Source organism: Herbaspirillum sp. Her2 (assembly GCF_057961375.1).
On record NZ_CM176331.1, the window covers coordinates 3,799,098 to 3,823,860 of the forward strand.

22 protein-coding genes are annotated in these 24,763 nt (G+C 63.3%); 17 read left to right on the forward strand and 5 right to left on the reverse strand.

The window, feature by feature from the left end; all coding sequences use genetic code 11:
* Positions 1 to 5 precede the first annotated feature (5 nt).
* The 3 genes from ACWHXP_RS17270 to ACWHXP_RS17280 form a co-directional block, all read right to left on the reverse strand.
* On the reverse strand, positions 6 to 896 hold the full coding sequence (locus tag ACWHXP_RS17270) for an ABC transporter permease (protein ID WP_489635460.1): 891 nt from the start codon (positions 894 to 896) through the stop codon (positions 6 to 8).
* 21 nt (positions 897 to 917) lie between these two features.
* Positions 918 to 1,925, reverse strand: a complete 1,008-nt coding sequence (locus tag ACWHXP_RS17275) for an ABC transporter substrate-binding protein (RefSeq protein WP_034338144.1) — start codon at positions 1,923 to 1,925, stop codon at positions 918 to 920.
* Between the two features lie 67 nt (positions 1,926 to 1,992).
* A complete protein-coding gene (locus ACWHXP_RS17280) occupies positions 1,993 to 3,090 on the reverse strand; it encodes a LacI family DNA-binding transcriptional regulator (protein ID WP_204726077.1) in 1,098 nt (365 codons plus the stop codon).
* Positions 3,091 to 3,613: 523 nt separating this feature from the next.
* Between ACWHXP_RS17280 and leuS the strand changes: the two genes are divergently transcribed.
* From leuS to ACWHXP_RS17355, 15 genes are all read left to right on the forward strand, one after another.
* A complete protein-coding gene (leuS, locus tag ACWHXP_RS17285; protein ID WP_489635459.1) occupies positions 3,614 to 6,262 on the forward strand; it encodes a leucine--tRNA ligase in 2,649 nt (882 codons plus the stop codon).
* A gap of 28 nt (positions 6,263 to 6,290) precedes the next feature.
* Positions 6,291 to 6,836 carry an LPS-assembly lipoprotein LptE gene (locus ACWHXP_RS17290; protein ID WP_051057643.1) on the forward strand — a complete coding sequence of 182 codons (546 nt, stop codon included), beginning with the start codon at positions 6,291 to 6,293 and terminating at the stop codon, positions 6,834 to 6,836.
* A gap of 18 nt (positions 6,837 to 6,854) precedes the next feature.
* The gene (holA, locus tag ACWHXP_RS17295) at positions 6,855 to 7,874 is read left to right on the forward strand and encodes a DNA polymerase III subunit delta (protein ID WP_121042941.1); all 1,020 of its coding nucleotides are present in this window, start codon (positions 6,855 to 6,857) and stop codon (positions 7,872 to 7,874) included.
* 74 nt (positions 7,875 to 7,948) lie between these two features.
* Complete coding sequence (locus tag ACWHXP_RS17300) at positions 7,949 to 9,217, forward strand: glutamate-5-semialdehyde dehydrogenase (protein WP_034340111.1); 1,269 nt, start codon at positions 7,949 to 7,951, stop codon at positions 9,215 to 9,217.
* Between the two features lie 49 nt (positions 9,218 to 9,266).
* The gene (locus tag ACWHXP_RS17305) at positions 9,267 to 9,692 is read left to right on the forward strand and encodes a CopD family protein (RefSeq protein ID WP_008325441.1); all 426 of its coding nucleotides are present in this window, start codon (positions 9,267 to 9,269) and stop codon (positions 9,690 to 9,692) included.
* A gap of 66 nt (positions 9,693 to 9,758) precedes the next feature.
* Positions 9,759 to 10,364, forward strand: coding sequence for a 2-hydroxychromene-2-carboxylate isomerase (locus ACWHXP_RS17310; RefSeq protein WP_489635458.1), 606 nt, complete (start codon positions 9,759 to 9,761; stop codon positions 10,362 to 10,364).
* A gap of 99 nt (positions 10,365 to 10,463) precedes the next feature.
* A complete protein-coding gene (locus tag ACWHXP_RS17315) occupies positions 10,464 to 11,720 on the forward strand; it encodes a THUMP domain-containing class I SAM-dependent RNA methyltransferase (protein WP_489635457.1) in 1,257 nt (418 codons plus the stop codon).
* Positions 11,721 to 11,901: 181 nt separating this feature from the next.
* The gene (locus ACWHXP_RS17320) at positions 11,902 to 12,315 is read left to right on the forward strand and encodes a DoxX family protein (protein ID WP_121042936.1); all 414 of its coding nucleotides are present in this window, start codon (positions 11,902 to 11,904) and stop codon (positions 12,313 to 12,315) included.
* A gap of 177 nt (positions 12,316 to 12,492) precedes the next feature.
* The gene (locus ACWHXP_RS17325) at positions 12,493 to 13,350 is read left to right on the forward strand and encodes a dioxygenase family protein (protein ID WP_034340096.1); all 858 of its coding nucleotides are present in this window, start codon (positions 12,493 to 12,495) and stop codon (positions 13,348 to 13,350) included.
* Between the two features lie 54 nt (positions 13,351 to 13,404).
* Positions 13,405 to 14,316, forward strand: a complete 912-nt coding sequence (locus ACWHXP_RS17330; protein ID WP_489635456.1) for a LysR family transcriptional regulator — start codon at positions 13,405 to 13,407, stop codon at positions 14,314 to 14,316.
* Between the two features lie 333 nt (positions 14,317 to 14,649).
* Complete coding sequence (locus ACWHXP_RS17335) at positions 14,650 to 15,186, forward strand: 2,4'-dihydroxyacetophenone dioxygenase family protein (protein WP_121042930.1); 537 nt, start codon at positions 14,650 to 14,652, stop codon at positions 15,184 to 15,186.
* A gap of 11 nt (positions 15,187 to 15,197) precedes the next feature.
* Positions 15,198 to 15,932 carry an SDR family NAD(P)-dependent oxidoreductase gene (locus ACWHXP_RS17340; protein ID WP_489635455.1) on the forward strand — a complete coding sequence of 245 codons (735 nt, stop codon included), beginning with the start codon at positions 15,198 to 15,200 and terminating at the stop codon, positions 15,930 to 15,932.
* Between the two features lie 239 nt (positions 15,933 to 16,171).
* On the forward strand, positions 16,172 to 17,461 hold the full coding sequence (locus tag ACWHXP_RS17345) for an MFS transporter (protein ID WP_121042928.1): 1,290 nt from the start codon (positions 16,172 to 16,174) through the stop codon (positions 17,459 to 17,461).
* Between the two features lie 96 nt (positions 17,462 to 17,557).
* Positions 17,558 to 18,283 carry an SDR family NAD(P)-dependent oxidoreductase gene (locus ACWHXP_RS17350; RefSeq protein WP_489635454.1) on the forward strand — a complete coding sequence of 242 codons (726 nt, stop codon included), beginning with the start codon at positions 17,558 to 17,560 and terminating at the stop codon, positions 18,281 to 18,283.
* A 193-nt stretch (positions 18,284 to 18,476) separates the two neighbouring features.
* Complete coding sequence (locus ACWHXP_RS17355) at positions 18,477 to 19,271, forward strand: IclR family transcriptional regulator (RefSeq protein ID WP_034340063.1); 795 nt, start codon at positions 18,477 to 18,479, stop codon at positions 19,269 to 19,271.
* A gap of 36 nt (positions 19,272 to 19,307) precedes the next feature.
* Here ACWHXP_RS17355 and ACWHXP_RS17360 read toward each other — a convergent pair whose 3' ends face one another.
* Entirely contained in the window at positions 19,308 to 20,927 is a 1,620-nt protein-coding gene (locus ACWHXP_RS17360) for an alkaline phosphatase D family protein (RefSeq protein WP_489635453.1), read from the reverse strand.
* Positions 20,928 to 21,169: 242 nt separating this feature from the next.
* Entirely contained in the window at positions 21,170 to 22,000 is an 831-nt protein-coding gene (locus tag ACWHXP_RS17365; RefSeq protein ID WP_489635452.1) for an oxidoreductase, read from the reverse strand.
* Between the two features lie 205 nt (positions 22,001 to 22,205).
* Here ACWHXP_RS17365 and ACWHXP_RS17370 point away from each other — a divergent pair, with 205 nt between their 5' ends.
* Together ACWHXP_RS17370 and ACWHXP_RS17375 are read left to right on the forward strand one after the other, a co-directional pair.
* Positions 22,206 to 23,108 (forward strand): AraC family transcriptional regulator, encoded by a 903-nt coding sequence (locus tag ACWHXP_RS17370; protein ID WP_489635451.1) that lies wholly within the window; start codon positions 22,206 to 22,208, stop codon positions 23,106 to 23,108.
* A gap of 239 nt (positions 23,109 to 23,347) precedes the next feature.
* Positions 23,348 to 24,550, forward strand: a complete 1,203-nt coding sequence (locus tag ACWHXP_RS17375; protein WP_489635450.1) for an ammonium transporter — start codon at positions 23,348 to 23,350, stop codon at positions 24,548 to 24,550.
* Positions 24,551 to 24,763: the final 213 nt, after the last annotated feature.

Sequence of the window (24,763 nt, forward strand, 5' to 3'; positions counted from 1 at the left end):
CTTCCTTATGCCGCAGCGGCCACGCCGCTGCCGGTGAGCGAACGCGCCAGTGCCAGCACCGCCCAGGTGATCAGGCCCAGCACGATGGACAGCGAGGCCGCCGTGGCGAAGTTGGCGTAGCCCGTAAATTCGTTGTAGATGGTCATGGGCAGCACATCGATATTGGCCGCCAGCGTGAAGGCGGTCCCGAAGGCACCGACGCTGGTGGCAAAGCAGATCGCCCCCGATGAAATGAGCGCCGGCAGCAGTGCGGGCAGCACCACGTGCAGCAGCACCTGCCACGGCTTGGCACCGAGCGAGCGTGCCGCTTCTTCCAGCGAGGGATCGAGTTTTTCAGCGGCAGCCACGACAGTGAGGATCACGCGCGGAATCGAGAAATACAGGTAACCCAGGAACAGCCCCGCCAGCGAATACGCGAACACCAGCGATTCGCCAAAGAGCCAGTTGGTGAAGGCACCGATGAGCCCCTGGCGTCCGGCCAGCATGATGACCATGAAGCCGACCACCACGCCGGGAAACGCCAGCGGGAAGGTCAGCATGGCCAGCAACACCGACTGGCCAGGAAAACGATTGCGTTGCAGGAACAAGCCGACGAACACCGAGATGGCCAGCGTGGCGACCGTGACCACTGCCGACAGCGCCAGCGTGGACATCAGGCTGGTGAAGTAATGGCGGTTGGTCAGCACCGACAGATAGGCCATCGCGCCATCCGGTCCCGAGGCACCCACGCCGACCAGCCGCACCATGGGCAGCAGCCAGAAGGCGCAGAACAGGGTCAGGCCGGGGACGGCGAACCACAGCCAGACACCGTTGCCGGCTGCGCGCGGACGCGCCGCCGGCGGCTGGCCGGCCAGCGGGGCCGGCGCGCCGGACGCCGGGGGAATCATGCTCTTCATGCTTGCTCCTGCGGTCTGCATTCAGCGTACTTCGGCCAGGTAGCGCTCGCCGAACTTGCGCTGGGCTTCGGCCATCTTACCGTAGTCCACCGCCTTGGCACGGGCGTATTCCGAGGCCGGCAGGAAGCGCGCTTCGGCTTCCTTCGACATCGCCGCCGCACGCACCGGGCGCAGGTAGGCATTGGCCCAGATCGCCTGGCCCTGGTCGGACAGCAGGAAGTCCAGCACCTTCTTCGCTTCAGCCTGGTGCGGTCCGTTCTTCACCAGCGAGACCACGTAGGGCACGGTGACGGTGCCTTCCGAGGGAATCACGAACGCCACGTTGGCGTGATCCTTGTACTTGGCGCGATAGGCGTCGAAGTCATAGCCCAGCAGGATGGGAATTTCACCCGAGATCAGGCGTGCATAGGAAGTCTGCTTGGGCACGATGGGCTGGTTCTTCTGCAGGTTTTTGAAGAAGGTGATGGCCGGCGAGAAATCGTCCAGCGTACCGCCCATGGCCTGGTTGATCGCCACCGCGCCGACATAGCCGACGAAGGCCGAAGCCGGGTCGAGATAGCCGATCAGGCCCTTGTACTCGGGCTTCTGCAGGTCGGCCCAGGACTTGGGCACGGGCTTGCCCTTCAAGGCATCGACGTTGACCATGATGCCCATGGTGCCGGAGTGGATGGTGACCCAGTAACCGTCAGGATCCTTCAGTCCGTTGGGGATATCGTTCCAGTGGGCCGGCTTGTAGGCGGCCACCAGGTCCTTGTTCTTCGCTTCGATGCCGAAGGACACGCCCAGGTAGGTGAAATCAGCCACCGGGCTGGCCTTCTCGGCCGTCAGCTGGGCCAGGGCCTGGCCGCTGTTCTTGTTGTCGGGCGGCACGGTGATGCCGGTCTTGTCCTTGATGGCCTTGATCTGCGCAGCCCAGTCCGCCCACTCGGGCGGACAGTTGTAGCAGATCGCGGTCTGGGCCGAAGCGGCCAGGGAAGCCGACAGCAACAGCGCGCCGGCAGCGGTTTGAATAACACGTTTCAGGAACATGTCAGATCCTTTCCTAAGGGTTGAACAACGAGGGCACAACAAATTCTTGACGACATCAGCATCTGCATCAGCAAGAGGCCGGTGCAGGCGGTGCTACCGAGCCCCCTTCGCGCAGCGTATGCGGAAGGATATGGCGCACTCCGGCGATGACCGGCACCGGCGCCTCCTCGACCGCCGCAGCGGCAGCAGCCGCCGGCAGCGCACGCTCGATGGCATCGACCAGCGTGCGCAGGGCGACATCGCCGATCTGCTCGGAGGGCTGCACCACGCTGGCCAGCACCGGCTGCATCAGCGCCCCGACAGGGATGCCGTCGAAGCCCATCACCGAGATGTCCTCCGGCACCTGCAAGCCCAGCGCGCGCAGGTCGCGCATGGCGCTCAGGGCTAGCAGGTCGTTGGAACAGAACAGCGCCGTCGGGCGATGCAAGGGGTCGGCCATCATCTGCTGGTAATCGGTGGCAGCGGTGAGCGTGTGGCGCTCGACCTCGATGGCCGGCAGCGGCGCCAGTCCGGCCGCTTGCATGGCATCGAGATAACCGCAGTAGCGCTGCATGGCGCGGTCGGAGGCATTGAAACGCCCCGAGAGCATCTGGATGCGGCGATGCCCCAGCCCGATCAGGTGGCTGACGGCATCGCAGGCGGCAGCGCGGTTGTCCACCGAGACCGAAGCGCGATGCGTGGCGGCCTCGGCATCCGCATCGGCTGCGGCATCGGCCAGCTGGTTGTAGGCCAGCACGAAGGGAATGCGCTCGCGCTCCAGCAGGTCCAGCGTGGCATTGGCACCGGCATCGGCCACCGTCAGGATCACGCCATCGACGCGATGGCCCAGCAGCAACTCCACCGCCGCCGACTCATCTTCGGGCAGGTATTCGGTGGTGGTGAACATGACCGAGTAGTCCAGCGCGCGCGCGGCCAGCTCGATGCCTTGCAGGCACTGGGCGAACACCGTGTTGGACAGGGTCGGCACCACCACCCCGACCGTGCGCGAATTGCCGGCGCGCAAGTTGCGGCCGGTGAAATTGGGACGGAAACCCAGTTCGGCGATGCTGCGGTGGATCTTCTCGGCGGTTTCCGCACTGACCGAACCCGGCTTGTTGAGCAGGCGGGACACGGTGGCAATGGAGACGCCAGCCAGATGGGCAACTTGTTTGATGGACGGACGCACGGGGTTTCCGGGGCAAATGAAAACGATTTCATGATGCCGCCCGATTGTTACGCCCTCATGACCATCAAACCGTGTGGAATGTGAACGAAAAACTCACAAATGCTGGCTCACAGCGACTTTCCATCTCCCGTCAAACGAAGCAGCCAAATTCAAGCCAACCTCAATAAAAAATTGCTTTTTCACAATTTTTCGAGAATTAACAAGAAGTATTTCGAGAACACGCCACACCGCCGTTGCCGATGGTTTCATACGTCACGCCAGCCTTCATGCTGGTCAGCGCACCATCCCAGTCCGTCGCCCCCTCGCAGGCGGGAACCGTGTAGCTGCTATCCCTGCTGCCGCCCTGCTCAGGCACAGGGGTCTTGGCCCGCCTCTTCACCGAGGCGGGCTTTTTTTCGGGCGGGGCGGCGCGGGGACCGCGCAAGGGCGGGCCGGAATGCCGCGCCGGGGCGGTGAGCCGGTATAATGCAGGGTTTCGAATTGCAGTCCCCTCCCAACCGAATTCCATCCGTATCAGCCCGTCATGCAAGATAAATACAGCCCAGCCGAAGTTGAACAGTCCGCACAGCAGCATTGGAACGCCATCGACGCCTACAAGACCGTCGAAAACGCCCGCGACAAGGAAGGCCGCGACAAGAAGAAGTTCTACGCCTGCTCGATGCTGCCCTACCCCTCCGGCAAGCTGCACATGGGCCACGTGCGCAACTACACCATCAACGATGTGATGTATCGCTACCTGCGCATGAACGGCTACAACGTCCTGATGCCCATGGGCTGGGATGCCTTCGGCATGCCCGCCGAAAACGCCGCCATGGCCAATGGCGTGCCGCCGGCGCAGTGGACTTATTCCAATATTGAATATATGAAGTCGCAGATGCAGTCGATGGGCCTGGCCATCGACTGGTCGCGCGAGATGACGGCCTGCCGTCCCGAGTACTACAAGTGGAACCAGTGGATGTTCCTGAAGATGCTGGAGAAGGGCATCATCTACAAGAAGACCGGGACCGTGAACTGGGATCCGATCGACCAGACCGTGCTGGCCAACGAGCAGGTCATCGACGGCCGTGGCTGGCGCTCGGGTGCCGTGATCGAAAAGCGCGAGATCCCGATGTACTACGCCAAGATCACCGACTACGCCGACGAACTGCTGGAACACGTCGAGACCAAGCTGCCCGGCTGGCCCGAGCGCGTGCGCCTGATGCAGGCCAACTGGATCGGCAAGTCCACCGGCGTGCGCTTCGCCTTCCCGCACCAGATCAAGGGCGCGGACGGCCAGCTGATCAACGACGGCAAGCTGTTCGTCTTCACCACCCGCGCCGACACCATCATGGGCGTGACCTTCTGCGCCGTGGCCCCGGAACACCCGCTGGCCACCCTCGCCGCAGAAAACAACCCGGCCCTGCAAGCCTTCATCGCCGAATGCAAGCAAGGCAGCGTGATCGAAGCCGACATGGCGACCATGGAAAAGAAGGGCATGCCGACCGGCCTGTTCGTCACCCATCCGCTGACCGGCGAGCAGGTCGAAGTCTGGGTTGGCAACTATGTGCTCATCACCTATGGCGACGGTGCCGTGATGGGCGTGCCGGCGCATGACGAGCGCGACTTCGCCTTCGCCCGCAAATACAAGCTGCCGATCAAGCAGGTCATCGCCGTGGAAGGCAAGACCTACTCCACCGAAGCCTGGGAAGAATGGTACGGCGACAAGGAAGCCGGCAAGACCATCGCGTCCGGCAAGTACGATGGCCTGGGCTATCAGGCCGCCGTCGACGCGGTCGCCGCCGATCTGGCCGCACAGGGCCTGGGCGAGAAGAAGGTGGCCTTCCGCCTGCGCGACTGGGGTATCTCGCGCCAGCGTTACTGGGGCACCCCGATCCCCATCATCCATTGCCCGGATTGCGGCGACGTGCCGGTGCCCGAGAAGGACCTGCCGGTGGTGCTGCCGGAAGACTGCGTGCCGGACGGCAGCGGCAATCCGCTCAACAAGCATGAGCAATTCCTCAAGGTCGACTGCCCCTGCTGCGGCAAGCCGGCCCGCCGCGAAACCGACACCATGGACACCTTCGTGGATTCGTCCTGGTACTACATGCGCTATACCTCGCCGGGCAGCAACGAGGCGATGGTGGACTCCCGCAATGATTACTGGATGCCCATGGACCAGTACATCGGCGGCATCGAACACGCCGTGCTGCACCTGCTGTACGCGCGCTTCTGGACCAAGGTCATGCGCGACTTCGGCCTGGTCAAGTTCGACGAGCCCTTCACCAACCTGCTGACGCAAGGCATGGTCTTGAACGAGACCTACTATCGCGAAGACGCCGCCGGCAAGAAGACCTGGTACAACCCGGCTGACGTGGACCTGTCCTTCGACGACAAGGGCCGTCCGGTCTCGGCCGTGCTGAAGGAAGACGGCCAGCCGGTGATGATCGGCGGCACCGAGAAGATGTCCAAGTCCAAGAACAACGGCATCGACCCGCAAGCGCAGATCGACCAGTACGGTGCCGATACGGCCCGCCTGTTCACCATGTTCGCCTCGCCGCCGGAGCAGACCCTGGAATGGTCCGGTGCCGGTGTGGAAGGCGCCAACCGCTTCCTGCGCCGCGTCTGGGCCTTCGGCTACAACAACGCTGCGCGCATCACCGCCGCCGGTGCACTCGATGCCGCCCAGCTCGATGATGCTCTGAAGACCCTGCGCCGCGAAGTGCACAAGGTCCTGCAGCAAGCCGACAACGACTTCAAGCGCATCCAGTACAACACCGTGGTCTCGGCCTGCATGAAGATGCTCAACACACTGGAAGCCGCCAAGCCAGCGGCCGGTGCGGCCGGTGATGCAGTGATCGCCGAGTGCTTCTCGATCTTCCTGCGCGTGCTGAACCCGGTGGCTCCGCACATCACCCATGTGCTGTGGCAGCAGTTGGGCTATGCCCAGGCGCAGGGCGACATCCTCGACGCCGCCTGGCCGCAGGTCGATGCGGCCGCGCTGGAACAGAGCGAGCTGAAGCTGGTGGTGCAGGTCAACGGCAAGCTGCGCGGCGAAGTGACCGTGCCGAAGGATGCCGACAAGGCCGCCATCGAAGCCGCCGCACTGGCCAACGAAGACGTCAAGAAATTCCTGACCGGCGCACCGAAGAAGGTGATCGTGGTGCCGGGCAAGCTGGTCAACATCGTTGCCTGATCCGGCCCAACCTTAACGACGGAACTCCATGCACGCTCAAGTCCAAATCAAGCGTTTCTCGCAATGGCTGCTGCTGGTGGCGGCGGCCGTGATGCTCACGGCCTGCGGCTTCCATATGCGCGGCGCGGCTGACCTGCCCTTCAAGACCATCTACCTGGGCTTCGCGCCCAACTCGGCGGTCGGGGTGGAACTCAAGCGCAACATCGAGGCCAGCGGCGCCAAGGTGTTGTCCGAACCCAAGGAGGCCGAGGCCAACCTGAAGGTGCTGGCCGATTCCCGCGACCGCCAGGTGCTGACCCTGAACACCAACGGCCGCGTGCGTGAATACGCGCTGTTCCAGCGTTTCACCTTCTCGGTCACCGATGCCAAGGGCGTCATCCTGATCCCGCCGACGGCCATCACCCTGCGCCGCGTCATCACCTATGACGAGAACCAGGAACTGGCCAAGCAGGCCGAGGAAGTGCTGCTCTACCGCGACATGCAGTCCGACCTGGTGCAGCAGATCCTGCGTCGCCTGTCGGCCTCCAAGACCGCCATCAAGAACGAGAAGGCTGCGGCCGACTCGGACTCCTGAGCGGCACGCGGAATCAGCATGCAACTGCGCCACGACTCCCTGGACGCCCATCTCGGCAAATCGCTGGCCCCGCTTTACGTGATCGCCAGCGACGAGCACCTGCTGGCGCTGGAAGCGGCGGACAAGATCCGCCGCAGTGCACGCGCCAACGGCTATACCGAGCGCGAGGTACTGGTGGTGGAGCGCAGCTTCAAGTGGGGTGAGCTGCTGGCGGCCAACCAGTCGCAATCCTTGTTCGGCGACAAGAAACTGATCGAGCTGCGCATCCCCACCGGCAAGCCCGGCAAGGATGGCGGACAGGCGCTGCAGGATTACGCCGCCAATCTCTCGCCCGACAATCTGACCATCATCAGCCTGCCCAAACTGGACTGGGCCACGCAGAAAGCGGCCTGGGTCGGTGCCCTGCAGCAGGCGGCGGTCTACATCGACATTCCGCTGGTGGAACGCGCGCAGCTGCCGGCCTGGATCGGCAACCGCCTGGCGGCCCAGCAGCAGAGCGCCGACCGGGCCTGCCTGGATTTCATCGCGGATCGCGTGGAAGGCAACCTGCTGGCTGCGCACCAGGAAATCCAGAAGCTGGCCTTGCTGCATCCGCCCGGCAAGCTCAGTTTCGAACAGGTGCAGGACGCGGTGCTGAACGTGGCGCGTTATGACGTCTTCAAGCTCAACGAAGCCATGCTCTCGGGCGACATCGCGCGCCTGACGCGCATGATGGACGGCTTGAAGGGCGAAGGCGAGGCGCTGCCGCTGGTGCTGTGGGCGGTCACCGAAGAAATCCGCACCCTGCTCAAGCTCAAATCCGGCATGGCCCAGGGCAAACCCGTGGGCGCCCTGTTGAAGGAATACCGCATCTGGGGCCCTCGTGAACGCCTGATGGAGCCGGCCCTGCGCCGCATCAGCCTGGCCGCGCTGGAACAGGCGCTGCAGGAAGCGGCCCTGGTCGACCGCATGGTCAAGGGCCTGCGTGCCCGCAGCTTTGCCGGCGACCCGTGGGATGCCTTGCTGCAACTGGGCCTGAAGCTGGCACGCGGACGCTGATCCGGCCGTACACCCGGCACATCGAATACCGAACATCGAACCCGACGCGCGCATCGCGCCCCGGAGAAAACTGCATGGAAAACATCGACCTCTACATGAACCGCATCGGCCAGCAGGCCCGTGCTGCCTCGCGCGCCATGGCGCGCGCCGATACCGCTGCCAAGAACCAGGCGCTGCTGCTGATCGCGGCCGCCATCCGCCGCGACGCTGACGCCCTGCGTGCGGCCAATGCGCTGGACCTGGACGCTGCCCGCGCCAACGGTCTGGCCGAAGCCATGCTGGATCGCCTGACCTTGTCCGACAAGGCCATCGCCACCATGGCCGAAGGCCTGGAGCAGATCGCCTCCCTGCCCGATCCCATCGGCGAGATCAGCAACATGAAGTACCGCCCCACCGGCATCCAGGTCGGCCAGATGCGCGTGCCGCTGGGCGTGATCGGGATCATCTACGAAGCCCGTCCGAACGTGACGGTCGATGCCGCCGGCCTGTGCATCAAGAGTGGCAACGCCACCATCCTGCGCGGCGGCTCTGAAGCCATCCACTGCAATCAGGCGCTGGCCAAGCTGGTCAAGGAAGGACTGGCCGGTGCCGGTCTGCCGGAACAGGCAGTGCAGGTAGTCGAGACCACCGACCGTGCTGCCGTGGGTGCGCTCATCACCATGCAGGAATACGTGGACGTGATCGTCCCGCGCGGCGGCAAGGGCCTGATCGAGCGCCTCATGAAGGAAGCCAAGGTGCCGATGATCAAGCACCTCGACGGCATCTGCCACGTCTACATCGACGACAAGGCCGACACCCGCAAGGCACTCGATGTGGCCTTCAATGCCAAGTGCCATCGCTACGGCACCTGCAACACCATGGAGACCCTGCTGGTGTCGCGCAACATCGCTGCCGCCATCCTGCCGCCGCTGTCCGAACTGTATCGCGTCAAGGAAGTGGAACTGCGCTGCGATCCGGAAGCCGCCGAGATCCTGGCCGGCTACCCGCTGCTCAAGGCGGCCACCGAAGAGGATTGGGACACCGAATACCTGGCCCCCATCCTGGCCGTGAAAGTGGTGGCCGACATGGATGAGGCCATCGAGCACATCAATCGCCATTCTTCGCAGCACACCGACAGCATCATCACCGAGGATTACACGCGCGCCATGCGTTTCCTGCGCGAAGTGGATTCGGCCTCGGTCATGGTCAATGCCTCGACCCGCTTTGCCGATGGCTTCGAATACGGCCTGGGTGCGGAGATCGGCATCTCCAACGACAAGCTGCATGCACGCGGCCCGGTGGGACTGGAAGGACTGACCTCGCTGAAATACGTGGTGCTGGGCCAGGGACAGGTCCGCCAGTAAGACACACGCTCGCCACACCCCCAAGCCATCACGTACGACAAGGATAGCCATGCTCTGGATCAAAGCCCTGCACATCGTCTTCATCGCCTCCTGGTTCGCCGGCCTGTTCTACCTGCCGCGCATCTTCGTGAACCTGGCGCAGGAGACCGACCTGGTCGCGCGCGAACGCCTGCTGGGCATGGCGCGCCGCCTGTACCGCTTCACCGGCATGATCTCGCTGGTGGCGCTGGTGCTGGGCGTGTGGCTGCTGGCCATCACCTGGTCGTTCTGGAAGGGCCCCGGCAATGGATGGCTGCATGCCAAGCTGTTCCTGGTGGTGCTTGTGATCGGCTACCAGCACGCCTGCGGCTCGCTACTCAAGAAATTCGAACACGGCAAGAACGTGCGCAGCCACGTCTGGTATCGCTGGTTCAACGAAGTGCCGGTGCTGCTGATGCTGGCCATCGTGATCCTGGTGGTGGTCAAGCCGTTCTGATCATTCTGCAACTATCTCAGCAGTCTTCGTCCGCTACATTCCACACTCATCCTTCCGGAGCCGGTCATGAGCAAAGTCTGTGAGTACTTCTTCGCGCCGCATTCACCGTTCGCCTACCTGGGCCACGATCGTTTCGTCGCCCTCGCCGAAAAATACCAGGTGCAGATCCTGCCCAAGCCCTTCGATCTGTCCAAGATCTTCGGAGTCTCCGGCGGCCTGCCGCTGGCCAAGCGCGCACCGCAGCGCCAGGCCTATCGCCTCAAGGAACTGGCACGCTGGAGCGAATTCCTGGGCAAGCCCATGGTACTGCAGCCGACCTATTTCCCGGTCAACAGCGACAATGCGGCGCGCCTGATCATCGCCACCCAGCTGGCCCACGGCACCGCCGCCGCACTGCGCCTGACCGGCGCCATCATGCGCGCCGTGTGGGAAGAACAACGCAACATCGCCGACCACGACACCCTGGTCGCCATCGCCAATGCCCATGACCACGATGGCGCGGCCCTGCTGAAGTCGGCCGAAACGGCCAGCGTGCAGGCCGAATTCGACCGCTTCACCGATGAGGCCAATGCCGCCAGCATCTTCGGTGCGCCGTGGTACGTCTACGACGGTGAAGGCTACTGGGGCCAGGATCGCTTGGACTTCATCGAGCGTGCCTTCGCGAAAGGCTGAGCGGCCAGCGTACAATGACGCCGGACTGCGCAGCTAGCCGCGCAGTCCGGCTTTTTTCATTTTTGTTACTTTGTTTTCCAACGGATAAAAGGTACTCCCATGCAATCTCCCGACACCAATTACTCTTACTTCTGTCCCTGCCCGCGCGGCTTGGAAACGGCCCTGGCGGAAGAACTCAACGAGATCGCCGAGCACGCCGGCCCTGCCGCCAACCTCAAGGTGCACAACCAGGTTCCCGGTGGCGTGCACTGCTCCGGCACCCTGCTGGCGGCCTACCAGATGAACCTGCACTCGCGCATCGCCAGCCGCGTGCTGCTGCGCATGGGCCATGGTTCCTACAAGAACGAGAACGACATCTACGACCTCACCCTGGCGCAAGCCTGGGAAGACTGGTTCAAGGTATCGCACACCATCCGCGTCGACCTGACCGCCGTGAAGTCGCCCCTGCGCAGCCTGGAGTTCAGCACCCTCAAGATCAAGGATGCGATCTGCGACCGCTTCCTCGACCAGTTCAAGCTGCGCCCATCGGTGAACACCCGCACGCCTGACATGCGCATCGCCGGTTTCGTCGATGCCCACAATTTCACGGTCTATCTCGATACCTCGGGCGAGGCACTGTTCAAGCGCGGCTGGCGCGAAGAAACCGGTGATGCGCCGCTGCGCGAGAACCTCGCTGCAGGCCTGCTGCGTACCGCCGGCTGGAAGCCGGGCGTGCCGCTGTTCGATCCCATGTGCGGTTCCGGCACCATCCTGGCCGAGGCCGCGCAGATCATCGCCGGCGTGCCGCCGGGCGCGCGCCGCCGCTTCGCCTTCGAGAAGTTCAGCAACTTCGATGCCGATGCCTGGTTCGCCATCAAGGGCGATTTCAAACCCAATCCGATTCCGACCACGCCCACGCTGTTCGGAAGCGACATCTCCGGCGACATGGTGGAACTGACTCGCAAGAACCTGGTGCGCGCCGGTGTGCATTTCGAAGTCCCGCTCAAGCAGATCGAAGCGCAGGAAATCAAGCCGCCGGTCGATGCCGAGGGCAAGCCGCTGGTCGGCATCATCCTCTCCAATCCGCCCTACGGTGAGCGTATCGGCGTGCGCGGCGACCATGCCTTGCCGACCGAGGAATTGTTCACGCAGTTCTTCAGCGCCTTCTCCAGCACGCTCAAGCAGCGCTTTGCGGGGTGGAGCGTATTCCTGTTCTCGGCCGACCTCGGCCTGCCCAAGCTGATGCGCCTCAAGGAAGCCCGCAAGACCCCGTTCTTCAACGGCGCCCTGGAATGCCGCCTGTTCCGCTTCGACATGGTGGCCGGCTACAACCGCCGCGAGGAAGCCAAGCCGGTCTCGCGCGACAGCGAAGACTGATCCTCTCCGGCGCGGATGGATTGTCAACTTCTCCAAGACAATCCATCCCGCCGCCACCGGTTTATCCGGCCTGCCTTCTTCCCTACAGTGTGGACTTGGCGACTGCCGTTGCGCATGCAAGAAAAAGCAAAAGCGCAACGCTCGCCATCCTTCATCCACTCCACACTTTTCCGGGATCACCATGACCACCGTTACCGTCAACACCCGTGCCGACTACGCCGCCTTCCTGCTGCGCGTCACCATGGGCATTTTCTTCCTGGTCCACGCCGGCCTGAAACTGTTCGTCTTCACACCCGCCGGGACCGTCGGCTTCTTCGCCTCGCTGGGCGTGCCGGGCTGGTTCGCCTATCCGGTCATGGCACTGGAAGTGGTGGGCGGCATCGCGCTGGTGCTGGGCTTCTACGGTCGCTGGCTGGCCTTGCCGCTGGCAGCGGACCTGCTGGGCGCGATCGTGCTGGTGCATGGCAAGGCCGGCTTCTTCTTCACCAATCCCAAAGGCGGCTGGGAATACCTGGCGCTCTGGATCGTCGGCCTGATTGCCGTGTTCCTGCTGGGTGATGGCGCTTTTGCCCTGAAGCGTGAAGCGCAGCGCTGATGGCACATTGATGGCATCATCAGCCAACAATCTCTCGCAGGATCAGCGCCGGGCCCGTGCCCGGCGCACGCCATCCGGCGACAAAGTTTCAAACCGCATCAAAGCAGTCGATGTTCCAAACGTTTTAAATGTTTTAAATGTTTTATATCGTTTATAGCGATTCACAAGGAAACCATCATGTCCACCGTGTCCACTCTCTCCAGCACCGTCGATAGCCTTCCCCTGCCCTCGCTGTTCGTCTCGCACGGCTCGCCCATGCTGGCCGTCGAACCGGGCCGCACCGGGCCGCTGCTGGCCAGCATCGGTGCGACGCTGCCGCGTCCGCGTGGCATCGTGATGGTGTCGCCGCACTGGGAGACCTTCACGCCGCGCGTGGGCAACCAGGCCAAGCCGCGCGTGATCCATGACTTCGGTGGTTTCCCGCAGGAACTCTATGAACTGGACTATCCCGCCCCCGGCGCACCGGCGCTGGCCGAGCACGTGGCGCAACGCCTGCGCGACGGCGGCCTGCCGGCCAATACCGATGGCGGCTGGGGCCTCGATCACGGCGCCTGGGTGCCGCTGCGCTATCTCTATCCGCAAGCCGATGTGCCGGTGATCCAGCTGTCGCTGCAATCGCAGCAGCCGCCTGAATATCACTATCAGGTCGGCCGCCTGCTGGCGCCGCTGGCCAAGGAAGGCATCTTGCTGGTCGGCTCGGGCAGCTTCACGCACAACCTGCGCGAACTGCGCCGCAACGAGATCGAAGGTGGCGATGCCCCGCATACGCTGGAATTCCTGCGCTGGTTCCTCGACCGCATGCAGGCCGGTGACCTGCAGGCCTTGTTCGGCTACCGGACCACCGCCCCGCATGCAGTGCGCACGCATCCCAGCGACGAACACCTGCTGAGCCTGTTCTTCGCCATGGGCGCGGCCGATGACTGGACACAGCTGGTACACCTCGACAGCGGTTCGACGTATCATAGCCTGCGCATGGACGCCTTCGCCTTCGGCACCGGCGCCCGCCTGCTGGCACAACTTCCGGCAGCTGCCTGAGCCGCCGTCTGTTCCGGGGGGGCCAGCGCAGCGCCCTCTCGGGGAAAACACGATTTGAACAAACTGCGTGAAATCGAATGCTTCATCGCCGTGGCCGACCTCGGCAGCTTCGTCAAGGCGGCCGACGCGCTGGGCATCTCCAAGGCCGCCGTCTCACGCACGGTACTGGAACTGGAAGCGCGCCTGGGTTCGCGCCTGATGCAGCGGACCACCCGGCGGCTCTCGCTGACCGAAGCCGGCAGCCTCTACCTGGAACGCTGCAAGCAGATAGTTGCAGCGCTGGAAGAAGCCGATGAACTGCTGCTGGCCGGCAGCGCCAAGCCCGCCGGCCTGCTGCGCATCAATGCCCCCGTGACCTTCGGCATCCTGCACCTGGCACCGCTGTGGCCGATCTTCCTGGAACGCCATCCGGAAGTGGAACTGGACATCACCCTCTCGGACCGCATCGTCGACATCATCGACGAAGGCTATGACCTGGCGATCCGCATCGCCCGTCTGGCCGATTCCACGCTGATCCACCGCAAGCTCACCAGCACCAGCCTGCCCATCTGCGCTTCCCCCGACTACCTTGAACAGCACGGCACGCCGCGCCATCCGCACGAGCTGGCACAACACCAGATCATCAGTTACAGCTACAACCACGGCAAGGACGAGTGGCAGTTCAGCGGGCCGGAAGGTCCGGTGAGCGTGCGCGTCAATGCGCGCATGCACGTCAACAATGGCGACAGCTGCGTGCAGGCAGCGCTGGGCGGCATCGGCATCACGCGCCAGCCGACCTTCATGATCGACCAGTACCTGCGCAGCGGACAGTTGGTCCCGCTGCTCACCGACTACACCGTGCCGGACCTCGGCATCTACGCGGTCTACCCCAGCCGCGCGCATCTCCCGGCCAAGGTCAGGGCGATGCTGGACTTTCTGTCCGAAGCCTTCGCGCAGGTGCACTGGTCCGGACCGGCCGAGGCCTGATCGCCTGATCGCCTGATCCCACGGCGGTAGCAACGCAGACGTTCTCGCAGCGCGCCCATGCTCTCCCGCGGGCTGGCTTGAACGGCAGTCATGCATAATTTTCATGCATCCTCACACAAACTTGCAGGCTCGTCTTGCGGACGCTGCACGCGCCCGCAATTGCAGTGGAGCAGACCGGCGCACGCGATTCCGGCTCGCTTTCTGGCGGGCCTGTCCGGGCCGAAGCGCCATTGACACACCGTCTTCTATCGTCGACATTGACCATATGGCGAACGCTTTGTCCATATATTGAACAAAGTGCGGATTCAACAGAAGAACATCAGGAGACCCCACATGACAGCCACCGGCACCCCCATGCCCGCCGATCTGAAGATGAAGCCCTACCAGTTCCCCAACCCCAAGGAAGCGCCACTGGAGATCGTGGTCAATCCGGCGGTCCCGGAGGACGAACGCGTGTGGGTGCCGCAAGCCGAGAATGTCTGGTTCCGTCCGCTCTGCCTGAATGTCTCGCAGGGCTACTGGACCAACCTGCTGCGCGTGCGCAAGTCCGGCGTGCTGTCGCGCCACCGCCATCCGGCACCGGTACACGGCATGGTGCTCAAAGGCCGCTGGCGCTATCTGGAACATGACTGGATCGCCGAACAGGGCAGCTACGTCTTTGAACCGCCGGGCGAGACCCACACCCTCTACGTGCCCGAAGACGTGGAAGAGATGATCACCTACTTCCACATCACCGGCGTCATGTTCTATTGCGACCCCTGGGGCAAGTTCGAAGGCTACGAGGATGTCTTCACCAAGCTCGACATGTGCCGCAAGCACTATGAAGCGGTCGGCCTGGGCAGCGACTACGTCGATCGCTTCGTGCGCTGAGGATGCATGACATGACTTATTCCCGCGCATCCCATGACTTTGGCGGCTGCGTGGCCGTGGTCACCGGCGGCCATGGCGGCATCGGCGCAGCCATCAGCGCACGCCTGGCCGCTGGCGGCGCGCAGGTCGTCGTCTGGGACCAGCTGCACGACCCGGCCTCGCCCTATCGGCAAGAAAGCCTCAACATCACCGACGCCGCTGCGGTCATGCAGGCCGCACAGCGATTGCTGGCCGACACCGGGCGCATCGATTTCCTCATCAACAACGCCGGTTACGCCGGTCCGACCGTGCCGCTGGACGAGTATGACGTGGGTGAGTGGCATCGCATCGTGCAGGTCAACCTGCTGGGCGTCTTCCATGCCTGCCGCAGCGTGACGCCGGCCATGCGCGCGGCCGGACGCGGACGCATCGTCAACATCGCCTCGCTGGCCGGCAAGGAAGGCACGCCCAATGCCTCGGCCTACAGCGCCGCCAAGGCGGGCGTACTGGCGCTGACCAAGTCCTTGGGCAAGGAGCTGGCCGAGACGGGCGTGCTGGTCAACGCCATTGCACCGGCCGCCGTGAAGACCGCACTGCTGGAGCAGATGTCGCCGGCCCATGTGCAGACCATGATCGCCAAGAGCCCCATGCATCGCCTGGGCAGCGTCGATGAGGTCGCCGACATGTGCGCATGGCTGTGCTCCGGTTCCTGCAGCTTCAACACCGGCGCGGTGTTCGATCTTTCGGGCGGACGCGCAACTTACTGAGCGGCTTGCCGCTCGGCCACCAGAATCATCCGGGCAAGCAAGGATCGCATGCCGGGGCAGGCAGCCGCCGCCCGGGCAGCGCCGGACAAGCAACACGCAGGGACGGACTCCACACCGTCCTCAAGACCGCATCCTTGCATGACGCTTCGGCCATGTCATCGACAGCGAGCTCCGCAATAGACGGAGCCGGCACGAAGCACGCCAATGGCATTGACTCATTCACACTGGAGACGTAACCCATGGAAGTCCAAAAGGAAAAGAGCCCCCGGCTCAAACGCATACAGCTCGTGGCACTGAGCTTCCTGATGCTGGCAGGCATCGTCAACTACCTCGACCGCAGCACGCTGTCCATCGCCAACCACTCGGTGAGCCAGGAGCTCAACCTCTCGGCCTCGCAGATGGGCCTGTTGCTGTCGGCCTTCTCGCTGGCCTATGCCTTCTCGCAACTGCCCATCGGCGCGATGCTCGACAAGTTCGGCGCGCGCGTGATGCTGGGCGCGGGCATGTTCGTCTGGTCGCTGGCGCAACTGGCGGGCGGCTTCGTCCATACGCTGCAGCAATTCCTGGTGGCGCGCGTGTTCCTCGGCCTGGGTGAAGCGCCGCAGTTCCCGGCGGGAGCCAAGGTCGTGTCCGAATGGTTCGCCATGCGCGAGCGCGGCGGCCCGACCGGCATCTTCGTGGCCTCCTCCACCATTGGCCCGGCACTGGCCCCACCGATCCTCACGATCCTGATGCTGTCCTTCGGCTGGCGCATGATGTTCATCATCATGGGCCTGCTCGGCATCGCCGTCTCGGTGGGCTGGTACCTGTTTTACCGGAATCGCAACGAAGTCCAGCTCACTCCTTCCGAAGTGCTCTATCTCGCCGATGACCACGACCAGGATCCCAACGCCAATGCCAAGCTGAGCTGGGCCGAATGGAAGAGTCTGTTCACCTACCGCACCACCTGGGGCATGCTGTTCGGCTTCATGGGCGTGATCTACATGGTGTGGCTGTACCTCACCTGGCTGCCCGCCTATCTCGAACATGAACGCCATCTCTCCATCGCCCGCACCGGCTGGGTAGTGGTGATCCCCTACATCTTCGGCACGCTGGGCATGCTTTCCTCCGGCTATATCGCCGATGGCCTGATGAAGCGCGGCATGCCCGCCATCCGCAGCCGCAAGTGGCCGATCTGCGCGGGCCTCATCGGTGCCGGTGCCTTCACCATTCCGGCCGCCTACACGCCCAGCACCACCATGGCCATCGTCTACATCTCGCTGGCCATGGCCTTCGTGAACATGGCCTCCGGCGGTGCCTGGGCGCTGGTGTCGGTGGCCATTCCGCGCCGCCTGGTGGCCTCGCTGGGCAGCATGCAGAACTTCGGCGGCTATCTCGGCGGCTCGCTGGCCCCGGTCATCACGGGCGTGGTGGTGGACCAGACGCACTCCTTCGTCAATGCCCTGCTGATCAGCGCCGCCGTAGCCTTTGCCGCTGCCCTGGTCTACATGTTCGTGGTGGACAAGCCGATCGAGGCGCACGCCGCATGACGCAATGCTTCATGCCCCAGTAGCCTGACCCGATGCCGCCGCCCGACGGGTAGCGGCATCCAGCCAGTCTCCTGCCACTCACCAGAAGGAATTTTCATGAGCTTCATTCCCGACCTGCTTCAGGGCAAGACCGCCCTCGTTACCGGCGGCACCCAAGGCATCGGCGCAGCCGTTGCACGCCAGCTCGCCGCACTGGGCGCGCACGTCATTGCCGCCGGCCTGCCGCCCTTTGTGCATGAGCCATTCGAGGGCAGCGGCATCACCCTGGCCGAGATGAACGTGGCCAGCGAAGACAGCGTGCGCGCAGTGCTGAGCGGTCTCACACAACTCGATATCGTGGTCAACTGCGCCGGCATCATCAAGCGTGGCGAGGAACTGGAAACGGATGTCTTCGAGCAGGTCATCGCCGTGAACCTCACCGGCACCATGCGCGTCTGCGCCGCCAGCCGCGCATTGCTGAAGCAATCCGGTGGCTGCATCGTCAATACCGCGTCCATGCTCAGCTTCTTCGGCGGCGGACTGGTGCCGGGCTACAGCGCCAGCAAGGGCGGCGTGGCGCAGCTGACCAAGTCGCTGGCCATCGCCTATGCGGCTGACGGCATCCGCGTCAATGCGGTAGCCCCCGGCTGGATCGCCACGCCGCTGACCCAGGCCCTGCAGGATGACCCGGTGCGTGCCGGCCCCATCCTCGCGCGTACGCCGCTGGGCCGCTGGGGCAAGCCGGAAGACATCGGCAATGTCGTGGCCTTCCTGTGTTCGCCGGCGGCTTCCTTCATGACCGGCGCCATCGTACCGGTCGATGGCGGCTATCTGGTGGCCTGAGGCCAACGCAATCTTTTCACGTGCAATGCCATTTGCCCGCGCCGGCTCCAGACGGCGCGGGATTTTTTGCATATGGGCTCGGCTATAATCTGGCGCGAATTCGGTACAGAATTCTGTACGGATTTCCGTACTGAATCTTGTACGCAATCCTGCCCCTGTCCTTGATCCACTCCTGCCCCACGATCCCGCGCTCATGCCCGACCACGACAAACAAGCTGACGACAACAAGATCGCGGGCACTGCCGCCTTCTCCAAGTTCATGGCGGTGCTGCAGCTGATCGCCGATCAGGAAGCGCCGCTCTCCATTGCGCAACTGGCGGCGCTGTCGGGCTATCCGCGTCCGACGGTGTATCGCATCCTGGGCGCGCTGATGGCCGAGGGCATGGTGGTGGAAAACCCGCGCAGCAAGCAGTATGAAGTCGGGCCACGCCTCATCCATCTGGCCAGCCGTGCCTGGGACCGCAGCGACATCCGCACCACGGCCATCGAGTCGCTGCGCCAGCTGCGCGACATCACGCGCGAGACGGTGCACCTGGCCGTGCCCAGCGATCACAGCATGGTCTACATCGAGAAACTGGAAAGTCCCCAAGCCGTGCGCATGGATTCGCGCATCGGCACGCGCGTGACCTTGTATTCGAGTTCGGTGGGGAAAGCCTATCTGGCCGGGCTGGCGCAAGCGCAGCGCGAACGCCTGATGCGCACGCTGCATCTGGAAGCCTTCACATCCAACACACACACCACGTTGGAGGCGCTGCGCGCCGATGTCGAAGAGACCCACACGCGCGGCTACGCCGAAGATCGTGAAGAAAACGAAGCGCAGATTTTTTGTTACGGTGCTGCCATCGTCGGTGCCGATGGCGTGCCGGTGGCCTGCGTGAGCGTGAGCATTCCGCTCTATCGCCGCCTGCCCGATGCGCAGCAGGCGTATGTGACACCGCTGCTGCAAGCCTGCGCGAACATCTCGCGCAAGCTTGCCGGACCGGGCTGAGTCCGGTCCGATTCTGCCCGTACTCCCTGCAGGCGATCAGGCCTCGGGCGGCAATTCCACCTTGTAGATTTCCTTGCCGTCGGTGTTGTGCAGCGTGACGGTGAGGGCCTTGCTCTTCGCGTCGATCTTGCCGATGCCGAAGAACTGCAGCAGCTCGGCTGGCGAACGGTTCTGCTTCATGTCCGCCGGGATGCTGACGAAACGCACATCCGGACCAAAGGTGCGATCGATCTCGCCCGGCCCGAAGGTCCCCGCATTGATGGGGCCGCCGACGAATTCCCAGAAGGGCTTGAAGTCGGTGAACTGCGCACGCTCGGGCGCGTAGTGCGTGGCCGAGGCGTAGTGCACGTCGGCCGTGACCCACACCACGTTCTTGATGTCGTGCTGCTTGATGAAACGCAGCAGTTCGGCTACTTCCAGTTCGCGCCCGGAGGGCTTGCCGTTGTCGGCATTGGCCCAGGCCTCGAAGGTTCCCTGGGGCACATCAGGGTTCAGGTCCGGCACCACGATGGAGAGCGGCATGTCGCTGGCGATGAGCTTCCAGGTCGAGCGCGAACGCAGCAGCGCCTGCTTGATCCAGCGCATCTGTTCGGGACCGAGGAAGTCGGCATCATGGCCGCCCTTCTGGCGATTGGGAGAATTGCGGCCACGATAGCTGCGCTCGTCCAGCATGAACACGTCCAGCAGCGGACCGTGGTTGAAGGCACGGTAGATGCGGAAAGGATCGGCGCTGTCGATGCGGAAGGGATTGTGTTCAAACATGGCCTGGCGCGCGCGGACGGCGAGCACATCGATGTTGCGTTCGTCGTAGCGCTTTTCGGCGGCACCGATCACCTGGCCGGGATACCAGTTGTTGCGGACTTCGTGGTCATCCCACTGCACCAGGAAGGGCACCTCGGCGGCGAAGCGGCGCTTGTTGGCGTCCAGCATGTTGTAGGCGAAGTTGCCGCGATAGTCGTCCAGCGTCTGCGCGACCTTGGATTTGGCTTCGGTCACCACGTTGCGCCACAGCGTTCCGTCCTCCAGCTTCACTTCGGCCTGGATGGGGCCATCGGCATAGATCTGGTCGCCCGAGTGGATGAAGAAATCCGGACGGAAGCGGCGCATGCTTTCATATACGCGATAACCGCCCCACTGTTCGTTGATACCCCAGCCCTGGCCCGCTTCGTCGCCCGAGAAGGCGAAGGTGATGTCGCGCGCCTGGGCAGGCGTGGTGGCGGGCAGCATGAGGCTGCCGGTCAGCGGTTCGCTCAGGGCGGACTCATGCACCAGGTCCTGGAAGCGCACGCGGTAGTAGAGACGCTGACCGGCCGGCAGGCCGCGCAGGTCGACGCGGGCAGTGTAGTCCTCGCGTGCCAGTGCGGTGGGACCGGCGATGCGCACCGGGTTGCTGAAATCCTCGCGGGTGGAATACTCGACCAGCATGCGCGCATTGCGGTCGGCGCGCGCCCAGATCATGGCGCTGTCGCGGGTGACATCGCCGCTCATGATGCCGCCGGGGAATTGCGGGCGCAGGCGCTCGGAAGTGACGATGGCGGGGGCGGCGGAAAATGCGGCGGGTGCGGCCAAGGTGGTAGTGGCGGCAATCGTCGTGACTGCGCTGTCGCGCAGGAAGCGGCGGCGGCTGTGGTCGGCTAGCGGGTTGCGGTCTGGCATGGCGACTCCTGTGAGGGTGAGGGAAAGAGTGACGAAGACACGGGGGCTTGCAATCTAGCAACCGAATATGACCGTCCGATGAAACCCTGCTGACCAGTCCTGACCGCAGAAACATGCGGCGCTCTTCTCGTAAAAAATGCGGCCCTCGGGCCGCATGATCTCGCCTCTTCCCGATGGATAGTGTCGCGATCGATCCAGGCATCACACTATCTCAACGACATCGGACTCTCACGCAAGATCGTTCACCGGAAATCCGTTGATGCCGAGATCGTTTCCCATGCGTCGATTTCCTCGCCCATCCGCGCCAGCTTTTCGCGCACCAGCTTGACGGCATCACTGCCCAGCAGGAGATGGGCCGGCGCGTTGGCATCGCCGGCAATGTCGAGGATCACCTGCGCCGCCTTGGCCGGGTCGCCGAGCTGGTGTCCGCTCTTGGCCTGGCGTGCCGCACGGATCGGATCGATCACGGCGTCGTAATCCGCAATGCTGCGGGGCGAGCGCACCATGGAGCGCCCTGCCCAGTCGGTACGGAAGGAACCGGGCGCCACGGCGGTGACCTTGATGCCGAACGCCGCCACTTCCTTGGCCAGGGTCTCGGAAATGCCTTCCAGGGCGAACTTGCTGCCGCAGTAGTAAGCAATGCCCGGCATGGTGATGAATCCCCCCATGGAGGTGATGTTGATGATGTGGCCGCTGCGTCTTGCGCGCATGGTGGGCAGCACGGCCTTCATCATGGCCACGGCACCAAACACGTTGACATCGAACTGGTGCCGCATCTCTTCAAACGAGGATTCTTCGAGCGCGCCTTCATGTCCATAGCCGGCGTTGTTGATCAGCACATCCACCGGAGCCAGGTGCTCGACCACCGCAGCAATGGCGGGGAAATTGGTCACATCGAGAACGATGGCCGTCGCCCGTGCGGGATCAAGCTGCTCGAATTGCTCTTTGGCGGCTTGGCTGCGCACTGTGCCTGTTACTGAATGGCCAGCCTGCAGGGCAGCATCCGCCAGCGCCCGGCCAAAGCCCGAGCTCACGCCCGTAATCAGGAAATGCAATGTCCTGGAATTTTTCATGGGAATCCTTGTAGCTCCTTGATGGTGGCTTCTCCCGGAGGCCGAAGCAGCTTCCCGACGCAGAGGACGATGGGTGCCATCATAGGCAGGACTCCACAAATCCGCCATGTCGGTTAGCATGTGGTGTTTGCCTAAAACTATGAGATTGCTCATGTCGGGAAGCACGAAGAAATCCGCGCAGAAAAAATCGAATGCGCACCAGCGCATGGTGCAGCTGCTCACCGAGCTCGCTCCTGACGAGGGCTACAACCTGTCGCTGCTGCCGGATGTGCGCTTCCTCAGGTCCAACCGTGCATTGAGTGAAACGCCGGTCCTCTATGAGACGGGCATCGTGGTGGTCGTGCAGGGACGCAAGCGTGGATTCCTCGGCGGGCAAACCTATCTCTATGATGCCCGTCACTACCTGGCTGTTTCGGTACCCGTCCCGTTCACGATGGAAACCGACGCCACAGAGAAGACGCCTTTGCTGGCGATCTATTTCCGGCTGGATTTTCAGCTGCTGGCTGAAGTGCTGGTGCAGATGGACGATGCCGACCTCTCCGCCCATCCGCAGACCATGTTCGCGACCCGGATGGATGCCAGCATGTCCGCCTCCGTGCTGCGTTTTCTGGAAGCGATGCGGGTGCCGATGGAAGCCAGGATCCTGGGCCGTTCACTGGTGAAGGAGATCTACCTGCGGGTACTCACGGGCCGGCAAGGAGCCTCCATGCGCGCCGCACTGCGCACTGACGGGCAGTATGGAAAAGTCGCCAGGGCCATCAGGAAGATCCATGCCGCCTACGCGGACAAACTGGATGTGGGGCAGCTCGCGCACGAGGCCGGAATGAGTCCGCCTTCCTTCCATGCGCATTTCAAGGCGGTCACCGCTACCTCGCCGATGCAATACCTGAAATCGACGCGCCTGCATCAGGCGCGTCTGCTGATGCTGCGCAATGGCCTGACGGTGGCCGAAGCCAGCGCACGCGTCGGCTACGAGAGTGCATCCCAGTTCAGCCGCGAATTCAAACGCCTGTTCGAACTGCCGCCGACGCAAGAGGTGGCGCGGATGAAGGATGCGTATGCGCTGCCCGATCCGGAACCGTCGGCGCTGTTCGTGTCATCGCACTGACTCGGCTCTCAGGGAGCACTCTGAAGCCCGGCAGGCCTGCGCACCAAAATGCAGCCAGCCTTTGAAGACGCGCCTCGTCTTGCACACTCTTCGTGCGGCCAAAAGAATGAATATAGGCTGATGCACCTGAAAAGTTCTTTAAAATCAGCCGACTGCAAAATAATCACCAAAATGGAACGGAAATTGCTTTAGTCGTGGCTTTCAAACATTTCCTTGCACACTTTTTGGGAGATTTTCTGGTGGACGATCACAAAAACGGCGCAGACGCCCTCTTCATTTTGCTGGGGGCGATCATGATCCTGGCCATGCATGCCGGCTTTGCCTTCCTGGAACTGGGGACGGTGCGCAAGAAGAACCAGGTCAATGCCCTGGTGAAAATCCTGGCCGACTTCGCGGTGTCGACCATCGTCTATTTCTTCATCGGCTATTACGTGGCTTACGGCGTGAGCTTCTTTGCCGGTGCCGAAACGCTGGCCGAGCGCAGCGGTTTCGAGCTGGTGAAATTCTTCTTCCTGCTGACCTTCGCGGCGGCCATCCCGGCGATCATCTCGGGCGGCATTGCCGAGCGTTCCAAATTCAATCCGCAGCTGATCGCCACGGCGGTGCTGGTGGGACTAGTCTATCCCTTCTTCGAGGGCATCGCGTGGAACCAGCACCTGGGCGTGCAAGCCTGGCTGGTGGCCACCTTCGGTGCCGAGTTCCATGACTTCGCCGGGTCCATCGTGGTCCACGCGGTGGGTGGCTGGATCGCGCTGCCGGCGGTCCTGCTGCTGGGCGCACGCCGTGGCCGCTACAGCAAGGAAGGCGCGGTGGCCGCGCATCCGCCCTCCAACATTCCTTTCCTGGCCTTGGGTGCGTGGATCCTGACGGTCGGCTGGTTCGGCTTCAACGTGATGAGCGCGCAGACCTTGGACAAGATGAATGGCCTGGTCGCCATGAATTCGCTCATGGCCATGGCCGGCGGCACGCTGGTGGCGCTGCTGATGGGTCGCAACGATCCCGGCTTCGCCTACAACGGCCCGCTGGCCGGCCTGGTGGCGGTATGCGCCGGCTCGGACCTGATGCATCCGCTGGGTGCACTGGTTACCGGCGGCATTGCGGGGGCGATTTTCGTGTGGATGTTCACCCGCACCCAGAACAAGTGGAAGATCGACGATGTGCTGGGCGTGTGGCCGCTGCATGGCTTGTGCGGCCTGTGGGGCGGTCTTGCGGCGGGTATCTTCGGCTTGCAGGCGCTAGGCGGACGCGGTGGCGTGTCGTTCATGTCGCAGCTCATCGGCAGCATCATGGGGATCGCCATTGCGGCAGCGGGCGGATGGATCGTCTATGGCTTGCTGAAGAAGGCGGTCGGGATACGACTGGATCCGGAGCAGGAATTTGAAGGGGCGGATCTGGCCATTCACAAGATTTCTTCTACGGCGGAGAGGGAGACCAGCTGGTAAGACGGTGACAAGCAACAATGAAATCTAGCGAGCCCATTCGAATCGATCGGACTCCTCGGGACTGAAATAAAACTACCATCACCAAAGCGTCGACGCTTTTGAAAAGGCCACCATTCGGTGGCCTTTTCATATGGAAAATCGATTGCAGCCAGGCCCCATCTTCCTCTCTCAAAGAGTGGTCAATGCACCGATCCGAATGAGAATGATCAGTCA